The following is a 16,652-nucleotide window of genomic DNA, read 5'->3' on the forward strand; positions in this document are numbered from 1 at the left end:
GCGTCCCCTTCGGAGCTACTCCCGGCGTCGTAGATCCGCCGATCCTCATCCCCGCGACGTACGCACCCACCGAGCCTGGCCCGCCGTCACCCGGGGTCATCCGCCGATCCTCATCCCCGCGACGTACGCACCTGCCGTCGCCCGGGGCCATCCGCTACTTTGGGAGGCGGACCGATTCGTCGATGGCCCGGGCGTGCCGCTGAAAGCGCCCATCGTGATGTGCCTTCATCTCCTCCGCCATCTCCTCCGCGCCGGAGCGTTCCGCACCCTGCGGTGAGCGGGCGCGCCGTACGGGTCCGCACCCGTGAAGACCTGCGAACCGAGCGGCGGCGACGCCCGCCGCGCTGCCTGGGACATCTGACCGCCGCGCCCCTCTGGCCGCTGCACGGGGTCAATCTCGGGACCCTGCTCCGCACGTGTGACGCCGTCGGCGCCTGCCTGGCCGTACCGCGCCTGCCCTGGGTGCCCGAGGCGCTCCGCCGCGGGAACACGCTGCGCCACCCGGCCTGCGTGCACTGGGTGGGCGACCCGCTGGACTGGCTCGCCCGGCAGCGGTCGGCCGGAACCCGAGTGCTCGGGGTCGAACTGGCCGAAGACGCGATACGGCTGGCGGACCTGCCCATGTCACGTCAGCCGACCATCGCGCTCCTCGGCCACGAGAGCGACGGCATCCCGCCCGAGGCGCTCGACCTGCTCGACCAGGTGGTGGAGATCCCGATGATCGGCACCGGAGCCAGCCTCAACGTCGCGGTCGCCGCCTCCCTCGTCCTGTACAAACTGGCCGGTTTCGCCTGATACGCCCCCGATCGGTTCGTCTGGTGGTCGGCGCCAGGTCGTCAGCGTCGAGTCATCGCGGACCCGCTGAAGGGGGAAGGCGCACTGACCAGGGGGTCTGTCACATATCGCGGGGCTGTCCGGTCTGAGCTGGTGCACGGCCGGAAGGAGCCGGCCACCGTCACGCGAAGGAAGCCTGATGAGCACCGATCACGCCCACGCCCACCACCTCGAGAACCCCGACAAGAGCGGCCCGCCGCCGAAGATCGACGTGGTCGCCACCGTGCCGGGGGCGCCCCCCGCGCCGGAGGGGGCCGAGGCGATGACGATCCTGGTCACGTTGCCGCCGAACAGCCCCGGCGCGCCGCCGCACCGGCACTCCGGGCCCGCCTTCGGATACGTGGTCAAGGGAGCCATCAACTTCGAGCTCGAAGGCGAGCCCGTGCGGGTCGTGCCGGCCGGCGAGGCGTTCTGGGAGCCCGGTGGGGACGTGATCCACTACCAGGACGGCAACCACCTGGCCGAGGAGGAGTCGGCGTTCGTGGTGACGATGTTCTGCGCGCCCGGGCAGCCGATGCTGACCGTGGTCGAGCCGGAGGAACTGGAAGCGCGGCGCGACCGCCGCGCGCCGCGGCCATGACGAAGATCTCGCTCAACGCGGTCGTCCGCGACCTGCTCACCCACGCCCGTGCGGCCGGCAGCGGTCGCGACGCCACCACCGTCCACGGCGGGCGCGACCGTTCGCTGCGGCAGACCGTCATCGCACTGCGGCAGGGCGAACACATCCACGAGCACGAGCATCCCGGCGAGGTCACCGTGCACGTGCTGTACGGATGGGCGCGGCTCGTGGCCGGGCCCATCTCGTGGGACGGGCAGCCGGGCGACCTGCTGGTCATGCCCCGACGCCGCCACCGCGTGGAGGCCGTACAGGACTGCGCGCTCCTGTTCACCACCGCACGCTGACATCGGAGAGGGCGGGAACCGGTCGCGGTTCCCGCCTTCGGAATTCTCGAGCGGTCAGGCCCTCAGCGGCGGCGGTGTGAGGCAGAGGATGGTCAGCGCGCGAGCCACTCCCGGTAGGTGGTCGTGGCGATCACGGCGCCGTCCTTGGCGAGAAGAGCGTCGCCACGCGCGGCGGCGTACATGCCGGCGCTGTCGTCGATGACGACGGCGCGGCGGTCGCCACGGGCGGCGAGGGCGATCCGGCCCAGCTCGTCGAGCGGGAAGACCTCCGGGCCGGCGATGTCCCGGGTGCCGTGCAGCGGTGCGTTCACGCTGACGTCGGCCACGACCCGGGCGACGTCGTCCGCGGCGATGGGCTGCATGAGCGTGGCGGGCAGGCGGACGGTGTGCTCGTCGGAGGTCCAGGACATCACCGTGTCGATGAACTCGAAGAACTGCGTGGCACGCACGATCGAGTACGGCACGGGGCCGGCCTTCAGGATGTCCTCCTCCAGCACCTTCGCCCGGTAGTAGATCAGCTCGGGCACCAGGTCGACGCCCACGATGGACAGGATGACCGCGTGCCCGACACCGGCCGCCTCGGCGGCCTTCAGCAGGTTGTCCATGGTCGCCTGGAAGAAGTCGGGGGAGGCGTTGCCGAAGGTCCGCGGCTTGGTCAGGTTGACCACGACGTCAGCGCCGGCCAGCGCATCCGCCAGGCCCTGCCCGCTGAGCAGGTCCACCCCGCTGGACCTCGCGTGCGACACCGCCTCATGCCCGTCCGCGTTCAGGATCTTGACCACCCGGGCCCCGATGAGGCCGGTCCCCCCGATGACAGCGATCTTCATTTCCCCCGGCCTTCCTCTGGCTCTCAAACTTCCCGTACCCAACTGCCCACACCGGCCCGCGTACGCGCTCGAACCCGAAGTGCTCCTGTTACCCGATGACCCCCGTCGGATCCGCGTACGCGATCGTCCGCGAAGTGCTCCTGGTAGCCGACGACCCCACGTCCGACCCGCGTACGCGCTCGGACGTGCAGGGTCGTCCCGTCCGCAGAACCGGACGTGCAGTGCCGTCTCGCCCGCGGAACCGGACGTGCAGGGTCGTCTCGTCCCCCCCAACCGGACGATCATGCGGTCGATAACGGTTTCGATCTAGTATCAATCGATACCGTATCGAACGAAGAGATACCAGATAGTGTTCTCCCATGGCCGCCGACAAGCCCCACGGTCCCACCGCCCCGCGTGCCACCGGCCGTCCTGGGGACGCCTCGCCTTTCGCCCTCGGCCTGCTGCTGCGCCGTGCGCACTGGCGCGCCGCCGCGGCGGCCACGGAGGCGCTCCGGCCGCTCGGCATCGAGCTGCGGCATTTCGCCGTCCTGCTGGTGCTGGTCGACCACGGGCCCACCCTGCAGAAGGACCTGGTGACGGCGACCGGCTCGGACAAGGCGGGCATCATGCGCGTGGTGGACGACCTTGAGCAAAGGGGACTGGCCGTACGCAAAACCGTCCCGGGCGACCGGCGGGTACGAGCCGTCGAGATCACCCCCCAGGGCCTCGAACTCTTCGACGCAGCCCACGTGGCGGCGCAGTCCCTGACCGAACGCCTGGTCGCCGAGCTGACCCCCGAAGAGGCCGACCAACTCAAGCACCTGCTCACCCGCATCGCCTACCCTGGCGGCGACCAGACCTGAGCGCGCCACGCGGGTGACCTGCTCGAGGGCGCACGCACCACAGGCTCACCGACCTGGCCTGAAAGCCCAAGATCCTGCGAGGGTTTTGCCCATGAGGGAGTGTCTCCGCGTCAGGGAAGGGCCTCAGCGAAGCCGCGACTGTTGCCTCGGCCGAGTTGGAACGGTCATCCTTGCTTTGCGAGAGTGGCGTTCACCGCTTCGAACCAGGCATCGGCGTGGGGGCAGGCATTCCTGATGTCGTCGATGCCGATTTCGGCGATGACCAGTGGGCCGTCGGATGTCTTGCGGTAGCGCGGGTAGAGGCGCAGGAGCCGTTTGGACGGGGCGGTGGCGGCTCCGTCATTGACAAGTTCAGCGCCCTGGGCGTCGATCACGATCGCCTTTGCGGCGTTTGCCAAGGCGGCATCGCCGGTGAGTTCGCCGAGGGCCTCATGGCCGAGGAGCACCCATGCTTCGATCTCGTGTAGGACCAGGTGAGGCACGAAACGATGGTCACCGACGGCTTCGGTCATGGCACGCTCGACGTAGCACACCCGGTCGTATGGCGAACCGGGCGGGCGTGTCGCCATCCCGGGAACGTCGGCAGGGAGCCCGTAGTAGTCCAGCAGGGTCGTCAGCACGGTGATGGGAGGAGTCGCGCAAGAGCAGGCGGATCTCCGCATCGAGCTTGCCCCATGTGGACGATCCACCCTTGTGGGAAGCGCCACCCGCGGGGCGTTTGGTGGTGAAGATGGATCGCGTGACGAAGAGGTCAGTGCGCTGCAGGTAAGGTTCGATGACCTCGCGGGTGACGGTCTCTTCGGTCTGGCCCTCGCACAGGATGTGCAGCCGGCGGATCCCGCTCACAGGGACTCGGCCTGTGGCCTGCCGCCGAGCAGGTTCTTCTCCCACAACTCGCCCAGGGAGTAGTCGGCCAGCCAGTCGCGCAGTCGCTCTGGATCAGGGCGGTCGAACTCCCGCCCGGCAGGAACGAGGTAGTCCAGACCATAGGCAGACGATCGTGTGGACAGTGGCTGCCGCGAGTATCGGCTTCATCGTCGTCCGCCTCCCCCTCGGGCAGGGACGTCGGCGTTTCCCGGCAGGTGCGGAGTCGTCGTAGGCGCAGTGGAGCGCTTCCGCGACTCGTGCGCGTCGACGTCCCCGAGGCAAGGGGCGAGTGAGTGGTGGCCAGGTACACCGATGAGCAGGTGGACTGACCGGGAACCGCGGATGTTCAGCGGGATACCGCATCGGGCGTTAGTCCGGCAGATTTTGCCTGATTAACATCACTCGGCATTCATAATCTGAGCTCGCCGGGGCCTGTGAGCGTTACATGACGGTGTCGCCCATCCCGGCATAGCGATGAGGGTCTGTGAACGCCAGAGAAGTGGCAGACATGCTGGAGAACGTGGGACTGTTCGAGCAGTTCTGCGGGACGTGGGTCCGTAATCTTCAGAGCGACGACGTAGCCCGCCTTCTCGGTGCGGATGCGTCGTCCGTGACTCTCCACACCATGCATGAGCTCAACGCCGAACGCTGGCGCGTACCCGGTGACCAGCCCATCCTCCTCGTCGGGCCCATCGGCGACGCTCACACCCTCGTCGTCGAACCACAGAGCTATCTAGGAGCGGAGCCAAATAGGCTCCGCTCCTTGTCCTCCGGCGGAGGGCAGGCGATGAACATCCACTGGACCGTCAATCTCGACAGCGGCGTGACCTTAGCTCGAGATGGCGTGATTGTGACGGCATTGTCGCTGACCGCCCCACATCTCGATCGAGAGGGAATCGACCCAGCACATCTGGATCACGACTTGCAGGTGGCCGGACTCACCACCGGGCAGAACTTCGACGAGCGCGTGGCGGTGGCCTTCACCGTGGCGGCCCGGCTGAGTGGCGCGACGGTTGACGATGATTGGTTCGGCATCCCGCAGAGGGAGTATCTCGCGGTCAGACGTCGCCGTTGAGTTCAGACGTCTCTTGGCGGACGATCCGGCTTGATTGTTTCACCGCATCACACAGACGCCGTCACGTTCGGCTTCGGAAACGGCGAGGTGCTTCACTTTGCCCCTCCCCACCCGGGCACCATCGGTGACGTGGACGTTCACAGGAACCTCCATCTCCTCGACATCCGCCGCGCCGGTTTGTCGGTGCGGGGATCTACTGTCCCGGCCATGACCTCAGCGACGCAGGCGTACACCTACGCTGCGCCTTCCTCTCTTGTCGACGGTCGTCTCGGGTTGGCGACCTCCGGTGGGCGTGCCCTGTCCGGCGCGGCCGTGGCGCCCCGGTTCTTCAGCGGCGTGGTGACCCAGGCGGCGCCCGCCGCGGCGGGCCTGCTCGGCGTCGCCGATGTGGCGCTGGCCCGCTACCACCAGCCCCAGGCGCGGCCCGGTTGGGTGCGGGACCCGGTGGTGACGTGCGACGGAGGCCGGTTGCGCTTGGAGTCCTTCTCGGCCTGCGGCGGGGTGTACGCCCGGCTCGATCTGCTGAACGGCGCGCTCGACGGCGAGGTGTTCGACCGGGGCACCACCAACGTCGACGTGAACGCGCCGCTCCGCGAGGCGCTGGCGCGCATCGGCGCACGCGACCCGCTACACCTGGGGGTGGGCCTCGACGAGTTGGTCGTGACCACGATGGACGGCGCGGTGGTGGAGAAGAAGGTTCCGCTGCCCGAGCGCTGGCTACGCGGATTCGCCGAGGTGCAGGTCATCGCCTCGGGCATGGACCAGCGCGGCGAGCTGACCGGCATGGCGGCCGTACGGTTCCTGCGCGGCCTGCCCAAGAAGGGCACGGTGTGGGTGGCGCAGTCGGGCCGTGACCTGAAGGTCTCCGACCGTCAGCTCCCGGGCTCGGTCCAGCTCGCCGGCCCCAACCGGCTCGGCACCCTGCTGCCGCTGCTCCGCTTCGCGAAGTCCCTCCGGGTGTACGGCCCGGCCGACGCGGCCTCCAGCGCCTGGGAGCTGGAGCTTCCCGGGATGCGGTACACCCTCACCCTCTCGCCCGAGCGCTGGCGCGGCTTCTCCGGCGAGGGCGCGGTGCTCGACGACCTGGCCACCGACGAGGCCGAGAACGACGCTGACGTGGTCGGCATGCTGCTGAACTTCGAGCCCGAAGTCGAGATCGGCCTGCTGGCCGCCCGGGCGGGCATCCCCGCCGCCCGGGTGCGGGCCGCGCTGACCCGGCTCGGCGCCGCCGGCCGGGTCGGCTACGACTTGGCCGAGGCCGCCCACTTCCACCGTGAGCTGCCCTACGACAAGGACAACGTGATCCTGCTCAACCCGCGGCTGGCCAAGGCGCGCAAGCTCGTCGACGCGGGCGCCGTTCGCCTCGAAGGCGAGTCGGCCACCGTCCACACTTCGGGCGGCGCGCGCCGGGTCTCGCTGGCCGACGGCTCGTGCACCTGCGAGTGGTGGTGGGACCATCGCGGCTCCCGCGGGCCGTGCAAACACGTGCTCGCCGCCCGCATCGTCGCCCGCGCCGCCGTGGAGGTCTCCCGATGACCCTCTGGACGGAGATCTGCGAGCTGGTCACGCGCAACCAGGTCACCCGCCTGGCCGACCGGCTGGTCACGCTCACCGAGGAGGAACGCGCGGAGCTGGGCGGGCGGTTGCCCGGCCTGGTCAAGGAGCTGCGCCGCGCCCGCACCGAGCAGGTGCGCGCCGAGCATCCCGACGACTTCGAGGAGATGGCCTCCTGGGAGGTCGGCGACCTGCTCGACGAACTGGCCGGCGGGCTGCTGCTGACCGGCGTCGGCGTCATCACCGGCCCGGCGGCCGCGGTGACCTGGATGATGAGCCGCGACGTCAACCGCCGCTGGGCCGAGGACATCGACGTCGCCCAGGTGTGCCGGGTGGCGGCCACCCGCCCCCTGGAGTGGCGTCGTGACGTCGCGATCCGGCTCGCCCAGCGGGTGCGCCGTTCCGCCGACCGCATCGCGCCGCCGGCCGTGGCGCTGCTGCGTGCCTCCGGCGCCGTGCCGCCCGACCACGACCCGCTGGTGGCCGCCTGGCTGGCCGCGCCGAGCGTGGCCGCCGACCCGCTGACCCCCGTGCTGCTGCCCCGGATCTTCACCGCCGACGGCGCGGGCCGCGCCCTCCGTGACGAGCGGCTGGAGCCGCGGCCGACCCGCTGGCTGGCCGCCGCTGCCCGCGAGCTGCCCAGAGACCAGGTACTCGACGGTTGCGTGAGCCGCTTCCTGCGCGGCGGCGAGGCGCAGGACCTGCGGTTCTTCGTCCGGCTGCACACGCTCCTCGACCCCACGCCGGCGGAGTCCGCTTCCCGCCTGCGCGACTACCTGCGGTTGTTGCCGTCGGCTCCGGGCACGGTGGCCGAGCTGGCCGCCGGGCAGGTGCGCGGAGCGATGCCGCTCGACCAGGCCGACCTGGTCGAGGCGGTCGACGCGCTCACCTTCCGGGAGGAGGCCAAGCTCGCCGCCACGGGCCTGCGCTGGCTCGACCAGGCCATCAAGGCCACGCCCGAGACGGCCGCCGACTTCGTGACCGCGCTGACCACGGCGTACGCGCACAAGTCCTTCGACGTGCGCAACCGCGCGGCCGAGCTGACCTTGAAATACGCCGACCGGCTCGCCGGCCACGCCGAGACCATCCTCGACGGCGCCCGCCACCTCCCCGCCCACCTGGGCGCGAAGCTGGCCGAGCGGTTCGGCGGGGAGACCCCGGTCGAGGAAGCGCCGGCGCGGAAGGAGTTCCCGCCGCTGCCCGAGCTTCCGGAGGCGCGGCGCTTCCCGGAGCCGTCGATCTCCCCGAACTACCACGAGCGCTGGGTCGGCCAGGAGCGCTGGCTGGCGGCCTTCGTCGCCGGCATCGCCGACGACCGGGCGGAACTGCGGCGCAGGCTCAGGCCCCACGTCGAGCACGACCACGGCCGCTGGCGGTCCAGGCAGGTGCGCGTCAACCCCGCCGACTGGCAGTCCGCGCTGTCCGCCGAGCTCGTCACCCCCGGCAGCGCGCCGGAGGAACCGCCGATCGCGCCGGAGAAGTTCTGGGACGGCGCTCACCACTCCGTGCGCGTGCGCGCCCTCACCCGTGTCGAGGAGCCCGACCCCGAGCCGTCGCCCCAGCGGATCACGATGATCGGCGCCTACCGGCAGGGCCGCTATCTCGACGACGACGCCCCGCTCCGCGCGTTCTCCATCACCTGGACCAGCGACGACGGCCCGGACAAGGCGGTGGCCCACGAGGGTGACCGGCAGGTCCCCTTCGCCCGGGGCCGCATCCACCTATATGACGCCCCCACCGACGCCGAGCAACCGCGGCACCACGGCGCCGAGGGATGGATACGCGGACTGCCGGACAGCCCCCATCCGGTGCGGACGAGGCCCGGCGTCCTGTACGACGACTCCGTGGAGGCCATGCCGTCGTTCGTCCTCGACGGCGCCTACGAGCGCATGGCCGAGCTCGGTGTGGACTCCGCGCGGATCGCGGCGATGCGGGCGGGGGAGCAGGTGCCTGCGCCGAAGCCAGGCGAGCCGCTCGTGCAGGTGACCGTCGTCTTCGTCCCGCCCCGGCTGCGTTCCTACATGCCCAGGGAACTGCCCGAGCACGACGAGTGGGGGCGGCGCAACCACCTGCCCCACCCCAATCGCGTCTCTCCGCCGCACGAGTTCCTGCTGCACCGCTACGCCGAACTCGCCGATGCCCTCCGCGACGGCGCCCTCCCGCCGGTGCTGCTGGCCACCCCGACCTGGATGAGCGGCCACCTCGACCCCGACGTGCTGGTCGACCGGCTGGAGACCTGCGCCGCCGCCGGCGTGGAGCCACTCCCGGCCGACCTGGCCCAAGCACTGCTGCGGCTGCCCCGAGGCGCCCACCCCGCCGCGGCCGACCGGGCGGCCAAGGTCGACTCGGACGCGGCGCGCTCGGCCGCCCGCTGGCTCGCCGGCGACGGCATGGCCGACCCCGACTGCGGCCACGTGTGGCGCCACATGGTCGGCGCGTCCATGGTCGAGTTCGGCGACGACGAACCTGAGCACTTCACCGAGGTCAGCCTGACGCCCATGCTGCGGATGACGGCCCCGACCGGTCATCGGCTGATCGACGAGGTGCTGCTGCGCCGGCCGTCCGACTGGGCGCTCGACGAGTCCGGCGGCACGCTCAGCGCATGGCCCGCCATGCTGCCCTCGCACCGTGAGGTCGTGGCCGTCAACTTCCTGCCCTTCCTGCTGCGCGGCCACTGGGGCGATTGGGTGAGGCCGACGGAGATCGCCGGCCTGGAGACCGCCCAGGGCCCGATGGGCGAGTCCACGGGGGTGATCCTCGCCTTCCTCCTGGCCGGCGGCGTGCCCGGCGTCATCCCGCTCATCCTGAGCATGGCCGCGAGGGGCGAGCTCCCCGCGGAGGCGATCGGCCGCCAGCTCGCCCTGGTCCTACGCCGCACCTGGCGCGAGACCCGCCCCGCCATCACGGCCTTGACCGAGCTCGCCGAAGCCGGCGGCCACCACGAGGTGTGGCGCATCCTCCGCGCCCTACTGCCCGAAATGCTCCCGCGCGAGGGCCAGCGCATCACCGTAACCCACACCGACCTCGTAGCCTTCGCCACCGACGTGGCCCACTGGACCAACGCCCGCGACGAGATCCCGATAATCGCCGACTTCGCGAAGAGCCGCCGAACAATCCGCTTCATCCACGAATGCAAGCGCCTCCACACTCACCTCACGCGCTCCACCCCATGACCCCCGCCGGGACCAGGACGCTCATACTCGCCCACGACACCGAAGTACCAGCCTCACGGCAACCGAAGTTCACCGACCGCGAGCGGCCCGTCGGCACCACCGAGCCGTCGGCCCGCCCGCCGAGGTTCACGAGCCCTCTCCTCCGGCCGCGACCCATCCCGGCTTCGTCGTATGACCAGATTCTTTGCGGCACGGCCAGGGCACGTCCTCCGGCTTACCCCGCTGTCGGGATGAACGCATCCCGAGGAGCCGACCGGTCGGCGGCCCGTTCGTCCGCATCTGGCAACGGTCCCTCAGATCGTCTGTGTAGGTAGGGCCTGCCCACGGTTCGCCGACGGACCCCGGGTCGTGGACGTGCTTGCCGCAAACGTCTACTACGACCGATGATCATCTCGGTCGTCCCCAGGCCGTCGCCGACTTGCGGCTCTTCGAGAAGGAAGATCACCGCGTATATCCCGTAGCGGACCTTGCGCGTACTCTTCCAATTTGTGCTGAAACTCTCCTCATATCGGGCAAAGCGGCGTCTCGCCGGCAGGACTGGTGGGACCTTCCTGTGACGCCGGAAGACGCCCTGCTTCGTCCTGCCCGGCTTCACAGCGCGGAGGAGATCCGGGCACGGGACTGCCCAATGCCGGCGGTGGCCGGTGTCTATGCCTGGTATTTCACGTCGCCACCGCCGGGGGTGCCGCTCGACGGCTGTCACGAGCGGCATGGTGCCGTGCTGCTCTACGTCGGCATTTCGCCGAAAGCGCCACCAACGAACGGGCGTGCTCCGAGTCGGCAGACCATCCGCAGCCGGGTCCGGTACCACTACCGCGGCAACGCGGAGGGTTCCACCTTGCGCCTCACCCTCGGCTGTCTCCTCGCGGACGAGCTGGGGATCGGCCTGCGTCGGGTGCGCAGCGGCAAGACCATGACCTTCGGACATGAGGGAGAGGCTCGGCTTACCGACTGGATGGCTCGGCACGCCCAGGTCGTCTGGGCCGCCGTGGACAGCCCTTGGACGCTTGAGGCGGAGCTCATCAGGTCGTTGGTACTGCCGCTCAACCTCGACCAGAACCGCCACAGCCCTTTCCACCAGCGTCTCTCAGAGGTACGCACCGAACAACGGGCACTGGCCCGCTCGCTGCCGGTAGAAGGAGGCTGAGTAGAGCTTCAGGCACCCAACACCAACAACCAGCGGACCATCACCACCGTGTGACCCGCTTGGCCGGCCCTTCCCTGCCGGGCCTGACGATCACACCGAACGGGGTCCCAGCCCCCGCCGCGCCACGTACCGACCATCCACCGGTCGCGGCGCACCCGAGCCAGTCGTCGCATTCACCGAACATCACTGACGTGTGCCCTCGTCCGTTCCGGAAGGCGGCACGACCGTGTCGCTTCTACCCGAATGAGCAGCGTCTCGCCCTTGAGGGCCGGTCACCCGCTGGATGTCCTGGCCCACGGGTGCAGCCGAGGCCACCAGCCGGGTACGGCCGCGCGGTACTCCTCGTACTCGGCGCCGAAGCTCCTGCGCAGAGACGGCTCCTCGTACAGTCGCACGAAGCAGAAGACCGCGACGAACGCGATGGCGGCGTACCAGAGCAGCCCAGACCGGGCGAGCAGGAGCGCCTGGCCGACGATGGCCGCGAGCACTCCCACGTACATCGGGTTGCGGACATACCGGTACAGCCCGCCGACCACCAGGTGCTCGGGAGGCGCGACGGGCGCGGGCGTCCCGAACCCTTCGGTCACGAAGCGCACGAAGGCGTCGACCAGCACGGCGCCCCCCGCCAGGATGAGCATCACCCCGACCACCCGGAGCGGGACGGTGGCCCACGAGAGTCCGTCGGGCAGATCCGCCATCCGCCAGCGAGTGACCCACCACGGCCCGAACCCAGCCACACCGCCGGGCGCCACGGCAAAGAACACCGCACTCCCGACGGTCGCAGGCGTCCTGCGCATGTCTCACCGCGCCCCTTCGCAGATAACTCATCAGGTGATGAAATAATCATCCCGAGCTTACCCCGCGGATGATCGGCGGGGGAGAGGTAAGGCCTCATTCAAAGGGACGGCGATAGCGAGGTGGACATCACCGGTCCAGGGCGTCGGCCGGTTCTTCGGGTCGGCTGAGCGCGACGAGATGACCTTCGGGCAGGGTCTCGGGAGTGACACCGAGGCGCTGCTGGGCGACGCAGGGTCTGAAACTCGACCGGGAACAGCCGGTCCGCACGGCTGCTCAGCACCACGGCCGGCAGCACGCACGCGCCGACGGCGGATGGCCGGCGACCGTCGGATCAAGCGCCTTGGCTTCGTCGTACGCGGTCCACCTTCTCGGAGTTCGGCAGGGATCACCCGGTTGATGTCACCCTGTCGAGCCACAGTCGCCGGCTGAAGCCGCCGCGTTCGGCCGCTTGTGACTCGCCGCCTTCTGGAGCCATCGGTGAAGGGCCCGTGTCGGGATGAAGATCGATGCCGTCGCCCGTAGGCCGTAGGCCGTAGCGACTGTAAGAGCGGACCGAGCCACTTCACGTGCCGTGTCAGCCAGGTTCCGCCTCCAAAGCGTCCCCGAGCAGGACGTGCGGGTGTCTTTCGCCGATTGCCGGGCACCGCCACCAGGCAAAATACTATCTGACGTCTAGGTGGCGTCATCAGGATGACCTTCACTCGCTTGTGATGACGCCATGATGGTGTCATATTGGCGTCATGGACCTTGCGCCGTATGTCGATCACCTTCGTCGGGAGCTCGCGATCGCCGCGGGTGCGGGCGGGGAGGAAGCGCGCGCGCTGGCGGAGCGGCTTGCCGCCGCGCTGGAGTCGGCCACGCGGCTCGCGCTGCTCGAAGCCCTGTCGGCCGCCGCCGATGAGATCACCCAGGACCTCGCGCCGGGCTCGGTCGAGGTGCGCCTGCGTGGCCGCGACCCCGCGTTCGTCGTGACGTCACCGCCCACCACCCCCGCGTACGAGGACGAACGGCCGTCCGCGCCGCCGCCCCCAGAGGTCGATGACGGCGGTACGTCCCGCATCTCCCTGCGCGTCCCCGAGCATCTCAAGCCGCGCATCGACGAGGCGGCCGCCCGCGACGGGCTGTCGGTCAACGCCTGGCTGGTGCGCGCGATCTCCACCGCGCTCGACCCCGGCGACGCCCGCCGGAGCGGAGCCCGGCGTCCGCCTCAGCAGTCCGGCAACCGTTACAGCGGCTGGGTGCGCTGATGTCCACGCCGACCTACGACCAGGGAAGCGGAATGCCGACCTTCGACACCCCCGAACCGATCTCCGCCATCTTCGAGATGCCGCACGGCACCTTCCGGGTCGAGGCGAGTGCCCGTGAAGACACCGTCGTCGAGATCCGTCCTACCGACGAGCACAATGACGCCGACGTAAGGACCGCCGAGCACACCGAGGTCGAGTTCGCCGACGGCAGGCTCGTGGTGCGCGGCGAGAGCGAGCAGCGCCCCGGCTCGGGGCTCGCGTCCTGGGCGCGTTCGCTGCTGGTGGGCCCTGGCTCGGTGGACGTGACGGTCAGCCTGCCGGCGGGTTCCAGCATCGACGCCACCGCAGTGGGGAGCCTGCGTTGCCGGGGTCCGCTCGGCGAGGTGGCGTGCACCACGTCCTACGGCGCCATCCGGGTCGAGCAGGCTCGCGCGCTGCGGCTGAAGAGCACCTACGGCGACATCTCCGTCACCGCCGCGTCCGGCCACGCCGAGGTGATCACGACGCATGGCGACATCCTCATCGGCCGCGTCGACGGCACCGCGGCCGTCAGGACCGCCCACGGCAGCGTCCGCATCCGCGAGGTGACCGGCGAGCTGCGGCTGAACAGCGGGCACGGCGACCTCGCCGTGGACCGCGCCCTGGCCGGGGTCACCGCCAAGACCGCGTACGCCGGCCTGCAGATCGGCGAGGTGAGTCGCGGCTCGGTCGTCCTGGAGACCAACGGCGGCGGGCTGGACCTCGGCGTCGCCGAAGGCACCGCCGCCTGGCTGGACGTGAGCTCCAAGTACGGCACCGTGGACGTCTCCCTCGACCCCAGCGATGCCCCCAGTGGAACAGACCGGACCGTCGAGGTGCGGGCCCACACCACCTATGGCGACATTCTCGTCCACCGTTCCTGAGGAGATCTCCGATGACAGACGCGATCGTGGCCGAGGGCCTGGTCAAGAAGTACGGCGCCGTCACCGCCCTCGACGGCATGGACCTGCGCGTCCCCGAGGGGACGGTGCTGGGGCTGCTCGGCCCGAACGGCGCCGGCAAGACCACCACCGTGCGCATCCTCACCACGCTGCTCGTCCCGGACGCCGGGCACGCCAGCGTCGCCGGGTTCGACGTCGTCCGCGACGCCGGCCGGCTGCGCGCGCACATCGGCGCCTCCGGCCAGTACGCCGCCGTGGACGACCACCTCACCGGCGCCGAGAACCTGGAGATGGTCGGCCGCCTCTACCACCTCGGCGCCAAGCGCAGCCGGGAGCGCGCCCGCGAGCTGCTGGAGCGCTTCGACCTCACCGGCGCGGCCGACCGTCCCGTGCAGGGCTACTCGGGCGGCATGCGGCGCCGGCTCGACCTGGCCGGCGCGCTGGTCGCCGACCCGCCCGTGCTGTTCCTGGACGAGCCCACCACCGGCCTGGACCCGCGGGCCCGCATCGGCCTGTGGGAGGTCATCGGCGAGCTCGTCGCGGCAGGTACGACCGTGCTACTGACCACCCAGTACCTGGAGGAGGCCGACCGGCTCGCCGACCGCATCGCCGTGGTCGACGGCGGGCGGGTGATCGCGCTCGGCACCGCCGACGAGCTGAAGGGCCAGGTCGGCGGCGACCGCATCGAGCTGTCGGTCGCCACGGCGGCGGGCCTTGCGACCGCCGCGCGGACGCTGGCGCCGCTGGCCGCCGGTGACCTGCAGGTCGACGACGCCGCGCTGCGGGTGACCATCCCGGTGTCCGACGGCCCCGCCACGCTGACCAGCGCGCTCGGCCGGCTGGCCGCCGAGCGGATCACCGTGCGCGACGTCGGCCTGCGCCGGCCGACTCTGGACGACGTGTTCCTCACCCTCACCGGACACCAGGCCGGCCACAAGACCAAGGAGACCAGCCGTTGAACGCCATGCAGCTGGCCGTCGCCGACGGCCTGACGATCGCCAAGCGCAATGCCCTGAAGATCCGCAGAGCGCCCGACCTGCTGGGCGGCGTGGTCATGCTCCCGATCGTGTTCGTCCTGCTGTTCACCTATGTCTTCGGCAGCATGATCAGTTTGCCTGGCATGTCGTACGGCGAGTACATGCTGCCGGGCATCTTCGTACTGACCATCGTGTCCAGCGCGCAGATCACCGGCTACACCCTCACCCAGGACCTGCGGAAGGGCATCTTCGACCGGTTCCGCACGCTGCCGATGTCCCCCTCGGCGGTGCTGACCGGCCAGACCATCAGCGACATCATCATGAACCTGACCAGCATCGTCACCATGTCGCTCGTCGGCCTGCTCGTCGGCTGGCGCATCCGCACCTCGCCGCTGGAGGCGCTGCTCGGGTTCGTGATGCTGCTGCTGTTCGCCTACGCGTTCTCCTGGGTGACGGCGACCGTGGCGCTGGCGCTGCGCACGCCCGAGGTGTTCAACAACATCGTGACCATCGTGTCGTTCCCACTGGTCTTCCTGTCCAACGCGTTCGCCGACAGCAGCCGCCTGCCCGGCCCGCTCGGGGCGATCGCCGAATGGAACCCGGTGTCCACGCTGGTCCAGGCCGCGCGCGAGCTGTTCGGCAACACCAGCCCGGCCATGCCCACGCCGAGCGCCTGGCCGCTGCGGCACGCGGTGCCGGTCTCGCTGCTGTGGTCGGTCGTGCTCCTGGTCGTGTTCGTGCCGCTGGCCACCCGGCTGTACAAGAAGGCCGTGAGCCGGTGAACGAGGCCGATCGGGACAGGGCGGTGGAGCTGGTCCAGCAGGCCTACGCGGAGGGCCGGCTCGGCTCGACCGAGCTGGAGTCGCGGCTCGAACGGGCGCTCACCGCCACCTGTGCGGACGAACTGCGGCCGGTCGTCGCCGACCTGCCGGACGAGACGGTCCGGCTGTGGTCCGTCGGCGGGCACCTCACCCGGACGGGTGACTGGCCGGTCCCGCGCCGGCTACGGGTCGACTCCCAGTACGGCAGGGTGCGCCTCGACCTGTCCCGCGCCCACATCCCGCACCGGCGTGTCGACATCGAACTCCGGCTGACCTACGGCCACGCCACGATCATCCTGCCCCCGGGCGCCGGCGCGAACACCAACGGAGTCCACGCCGCCTGGGCCCGCGTGACCTGCAAGACCCCGGCCCGCCCACGCCTGGGCGGCCTCGACGTCCACGTCACCGGCAATCTCCCCTATGGCCGCCTGACCATCCGCACCTCACGTAAGTGACAGGGCGGATCTCGCTGGGACTGCGATGTCGCTCAAGGACGCACGTTCGCAGGGCGCCGGCCGAAGAGGCCGTGATTCACGTGGCGGTGCTGCAGTACGGTCTCGGGTGGAGCGCTGAGCTCGATTCATGCCACCGCAGGCCGCATACTGGCACAAATGAGACGCAACCTAGCCGCGGTCCGGCGAGTCCTGCCTGGAAGTCCCTTCAA

16 protein-coding genes are annotated in these 16,652 nt (G+C 70.4%); 13 read left to right on the plus strand and 3 right to left on the minus strand.

What is annotated here, in order from left to right:
• Positions 1-273: 273 nt before the first annotated feature.
• From ACWEN6_RS19065 to ACWEN6_RS19075, 3 genes are all read left to right on the plus strand, one after another.
• Positions 274-795, plus strand: coding sequence for a TrmH family RNA methyltransferase (locus ACWEN6_RS19065; protein ID WP_354841281.1), 522 nt, complete (start codon positions 274-276; stop codon positions 793-795).
• Positions 796-973: 178 nt separating this feature from the next.
• Positions 974-1,414, plus strand: a complete 441-nt coding sequence (locus ACWEN6_RS19070) for a cupin domain-containing protein (RefSeq protein ID WP_380828522.1) — start codon at positions 974-976, stop codon at positions 1,412-1,414.
• Positions 1,411-1,737 (plus strand): cupin domain-containing protein, encoded by a 327-nt coding sequence (locus ACWEN6_RS19075; protein WP_354841287.1) that lies wholly within the window; start codon positions 1,411-1,413, stop codon positions 1,735-1,737. The genes ACWEN6_RS19070 and ACWEN6_RS19075 overlap by 4 nt, the downstream gene beginning before the upstream one ends.
• Before the next feature lie 92 nt (positions 1,738-1,829).
• On the opposite strand, the gene ACWEN6_RS19080 is transcribed toward ACWEN6_RS19075, so the two are convergent.
• On the minus strand, positions 1,830-2,564 hold the full coding sequence (locus ACWEN6_RS19080) for an SDR family oxidoreductase (protein ID WP_452571381.1): 735 nt from the start codon (positions 2,562-2,564) through the stop codon (positions 1,830-1,832).
• 359 nt (positions 2,565-2,923) lie between these two features.
• On the opposite strand from ACWEN6_RS19080, the gene ACWEN6_RS19085 reads away from it, so the two are divergent.
• Positions 2,924-3,409 carry a MarR family winged helix-turn-helix transcriptional regulator gene (locus ACWEN6_RS19085; RefSeq protein WP_452571383.1) on the plus strand — a complete coding sequence of 162 codons (486 nt, stop codon included), beginning with the start codon at positions 2,924-2,926 and terminating at the stop codon, positions 3,407-3,409.
• Positions 3,410-3,573: 164 nt separating this feature from the next.
• On the opposite strand, the gene ACWEN6_RS19090 is transcribed toward ACWEN6_RS19085, so the two are convergent.
• Positions 3,574-4,029 carry a DUF4276 family protein gene (locus tag ACWEN6_RS19090; protein ID WP_452571385.1) on the minus strand — a complete coding sequence of 152 codons (456 nt, stop codon included), beginning with the start codon at positions 4,027-4,029 and terminating at the stop codon, positions 3,574-3,576.
• Between the two features lie 731 nt (positions 4,030-4,760).
• Between ACWEN6_RS19090 and ACWEN6_RS19095 the strand changes: the two genes are divergently transcribed.
• From ACWEN6_RS19095 to ACWEN6_RS19110, 4 genes are all read left to right on the plus strand, one after another.
• Positions 4,761-5,351, plus strand: coding sequence for a DUF6461 domain-containing protein (locus ACWEN6_RS19095; protein WP_452571387.1), 591 nt, complete (start codon positions 4,761-4,763; stop codon positions 5,349-5,351).
• 207 nt (positions 5,352-5,558) lie between these two features.
• Positions 5,559-6,887: an SWIM zinc finger family protein gene (locus ACWEN6_RS19100; RefSeq protein WP_452571389.1), complete on the plus strand. Its 1,329-nt coding sequence runs from the start codon at positions 5,559-5,561 to the stop codon at positions 6,885-6,887.
• Positions 6,884-10,078 (plus strand): DUF7824 domain-containing protein, encoded by a 3,195-nt coding sequence (locus tag ACWEN6_RS19105; protein WP_452571391.1) that lies wholly within the window; start codon positions 6,884-6,886, stop codon positions 10,076-10,078. Before ACWEN6_RS19100 ends, ACWEN6_RS19105 begins: the two co-directional genes overlap by 4 nt.
• Before the next feature lie 637 nt (positions 10,079-10,715).
• On the plus strand, positions 10,716-11,225 hold the full coding sequence (locus ACWEN6_RS19110; RefSeq protein WP_452571393.1) for a GIY-YIG nuclease family protein: 510 nt from the start codon (positions 10,716-10,718) through the stop codon (positions 11,223-11,225).
• Positions 11,226-11,497: 272 nt separating this feature from the next.
• Here ACWEN6_RS19110 and ACWEN6_RS19115 read toward each other — a convergent pair whose 3' ends face one another.
• Positions 11,498-11,923 carry a methyltransferase family protein gene (locus tag ACWEN6_RS19115; protein WP_452571395.1) on the minus strand — a complete coding sequence of 142 codons (426 nt, stop codon included), beginning with the start codon at positions 11,921-11,923 and terminating at the stop codon, positions 11,498-11,500.
• Between the two features lie 840 nt (positions 11,924-12,763).
• On the opposite strand from ACWEN6_RS19115, the gene ACWEN6_RS19120 reads away from it, so the two are divergent.
• The 5 genes from ACWEN6_RS19120 to ACWEN6_RS19140 are packed head-to-tail and all read left to right on the plus strand — an operon-like array spanning position 12,764 to position 16,443.
• Positions 12,764-13,270, plus strand: a complete 507-nt coding sequence (locus tag ACWEN6_RS19120) for a hypothetical protein (protein ID WP_452571397.1) — start codon at positions 12,764-12,766, stop codon at positions 13,268-13,270.
• Positions 13,270-14,172: a DUF4097 family beta strand repeat-containing protein gene (locus tag ACWEN6_RS19125; protein ID WP_452571399.1), complete on the plus strand. Its 903-nt coding sequence runs from the start codon at positions 13,270-13,272 to the stop codon at positions 14,170-14,172. Before ACWEN6_RS19120 ends, ACWEN6_RS19125 begins: the two co-directional genes overlap by 1 nt.
• Before the next feature lie 11 nt (positions 14,173-14,183).
• Positions 14,184-15,149 carry an ATP-binding cassette domain-containing protein gene (locus ACWEN6_RS19130; RefSeq protein ID WP_452571401.1) on the plus strand — a complete coding sequence of 322 codons (966 nt, stop codon included), beginning with the start codon at positions 14,184-14,186 and terminating at the stop codon, positions 15,147-15,149.
• A gap of 5 nt (positions 15,150-15,154) precedes the next feature.
• Positions 15,155-15,949 carry an ABC transporter permease gene (locus ACWEN6_RS19135; protein WP_452571436.1) on the plus strand — a complete coding sequence of 265 codons (795 nt, stop codon included), beginning with the start codon at positions 15,155-15,157 and terminating at the stop codon, positions 15,947-15,949.
• The gene (locus tag ACWEN6_RS19140) at positions 15,946-16,443 is read left to right on the plus strand and encodes a DUF1707 SHOCT-like domain-containing protein (protein ID WP_452571403.1); all 498 of its coding nucleotides are present in this window, start codon (positions 15,946-15,948) and stop codon (positions 16,441-16,443) included. The genes ACWEN6_RS19135 and ACWEN6_RS19140 overlap by 4 nt, the downstream gene beginning before the upstream one ends.
• The last annotated feature ends 209 nt before the right edge of the window (positions 16,444-16,652 follow it).

It is taken from the genome of Sphaerisporangium sp. NPDC004334 (assembly GCF_053602655.1).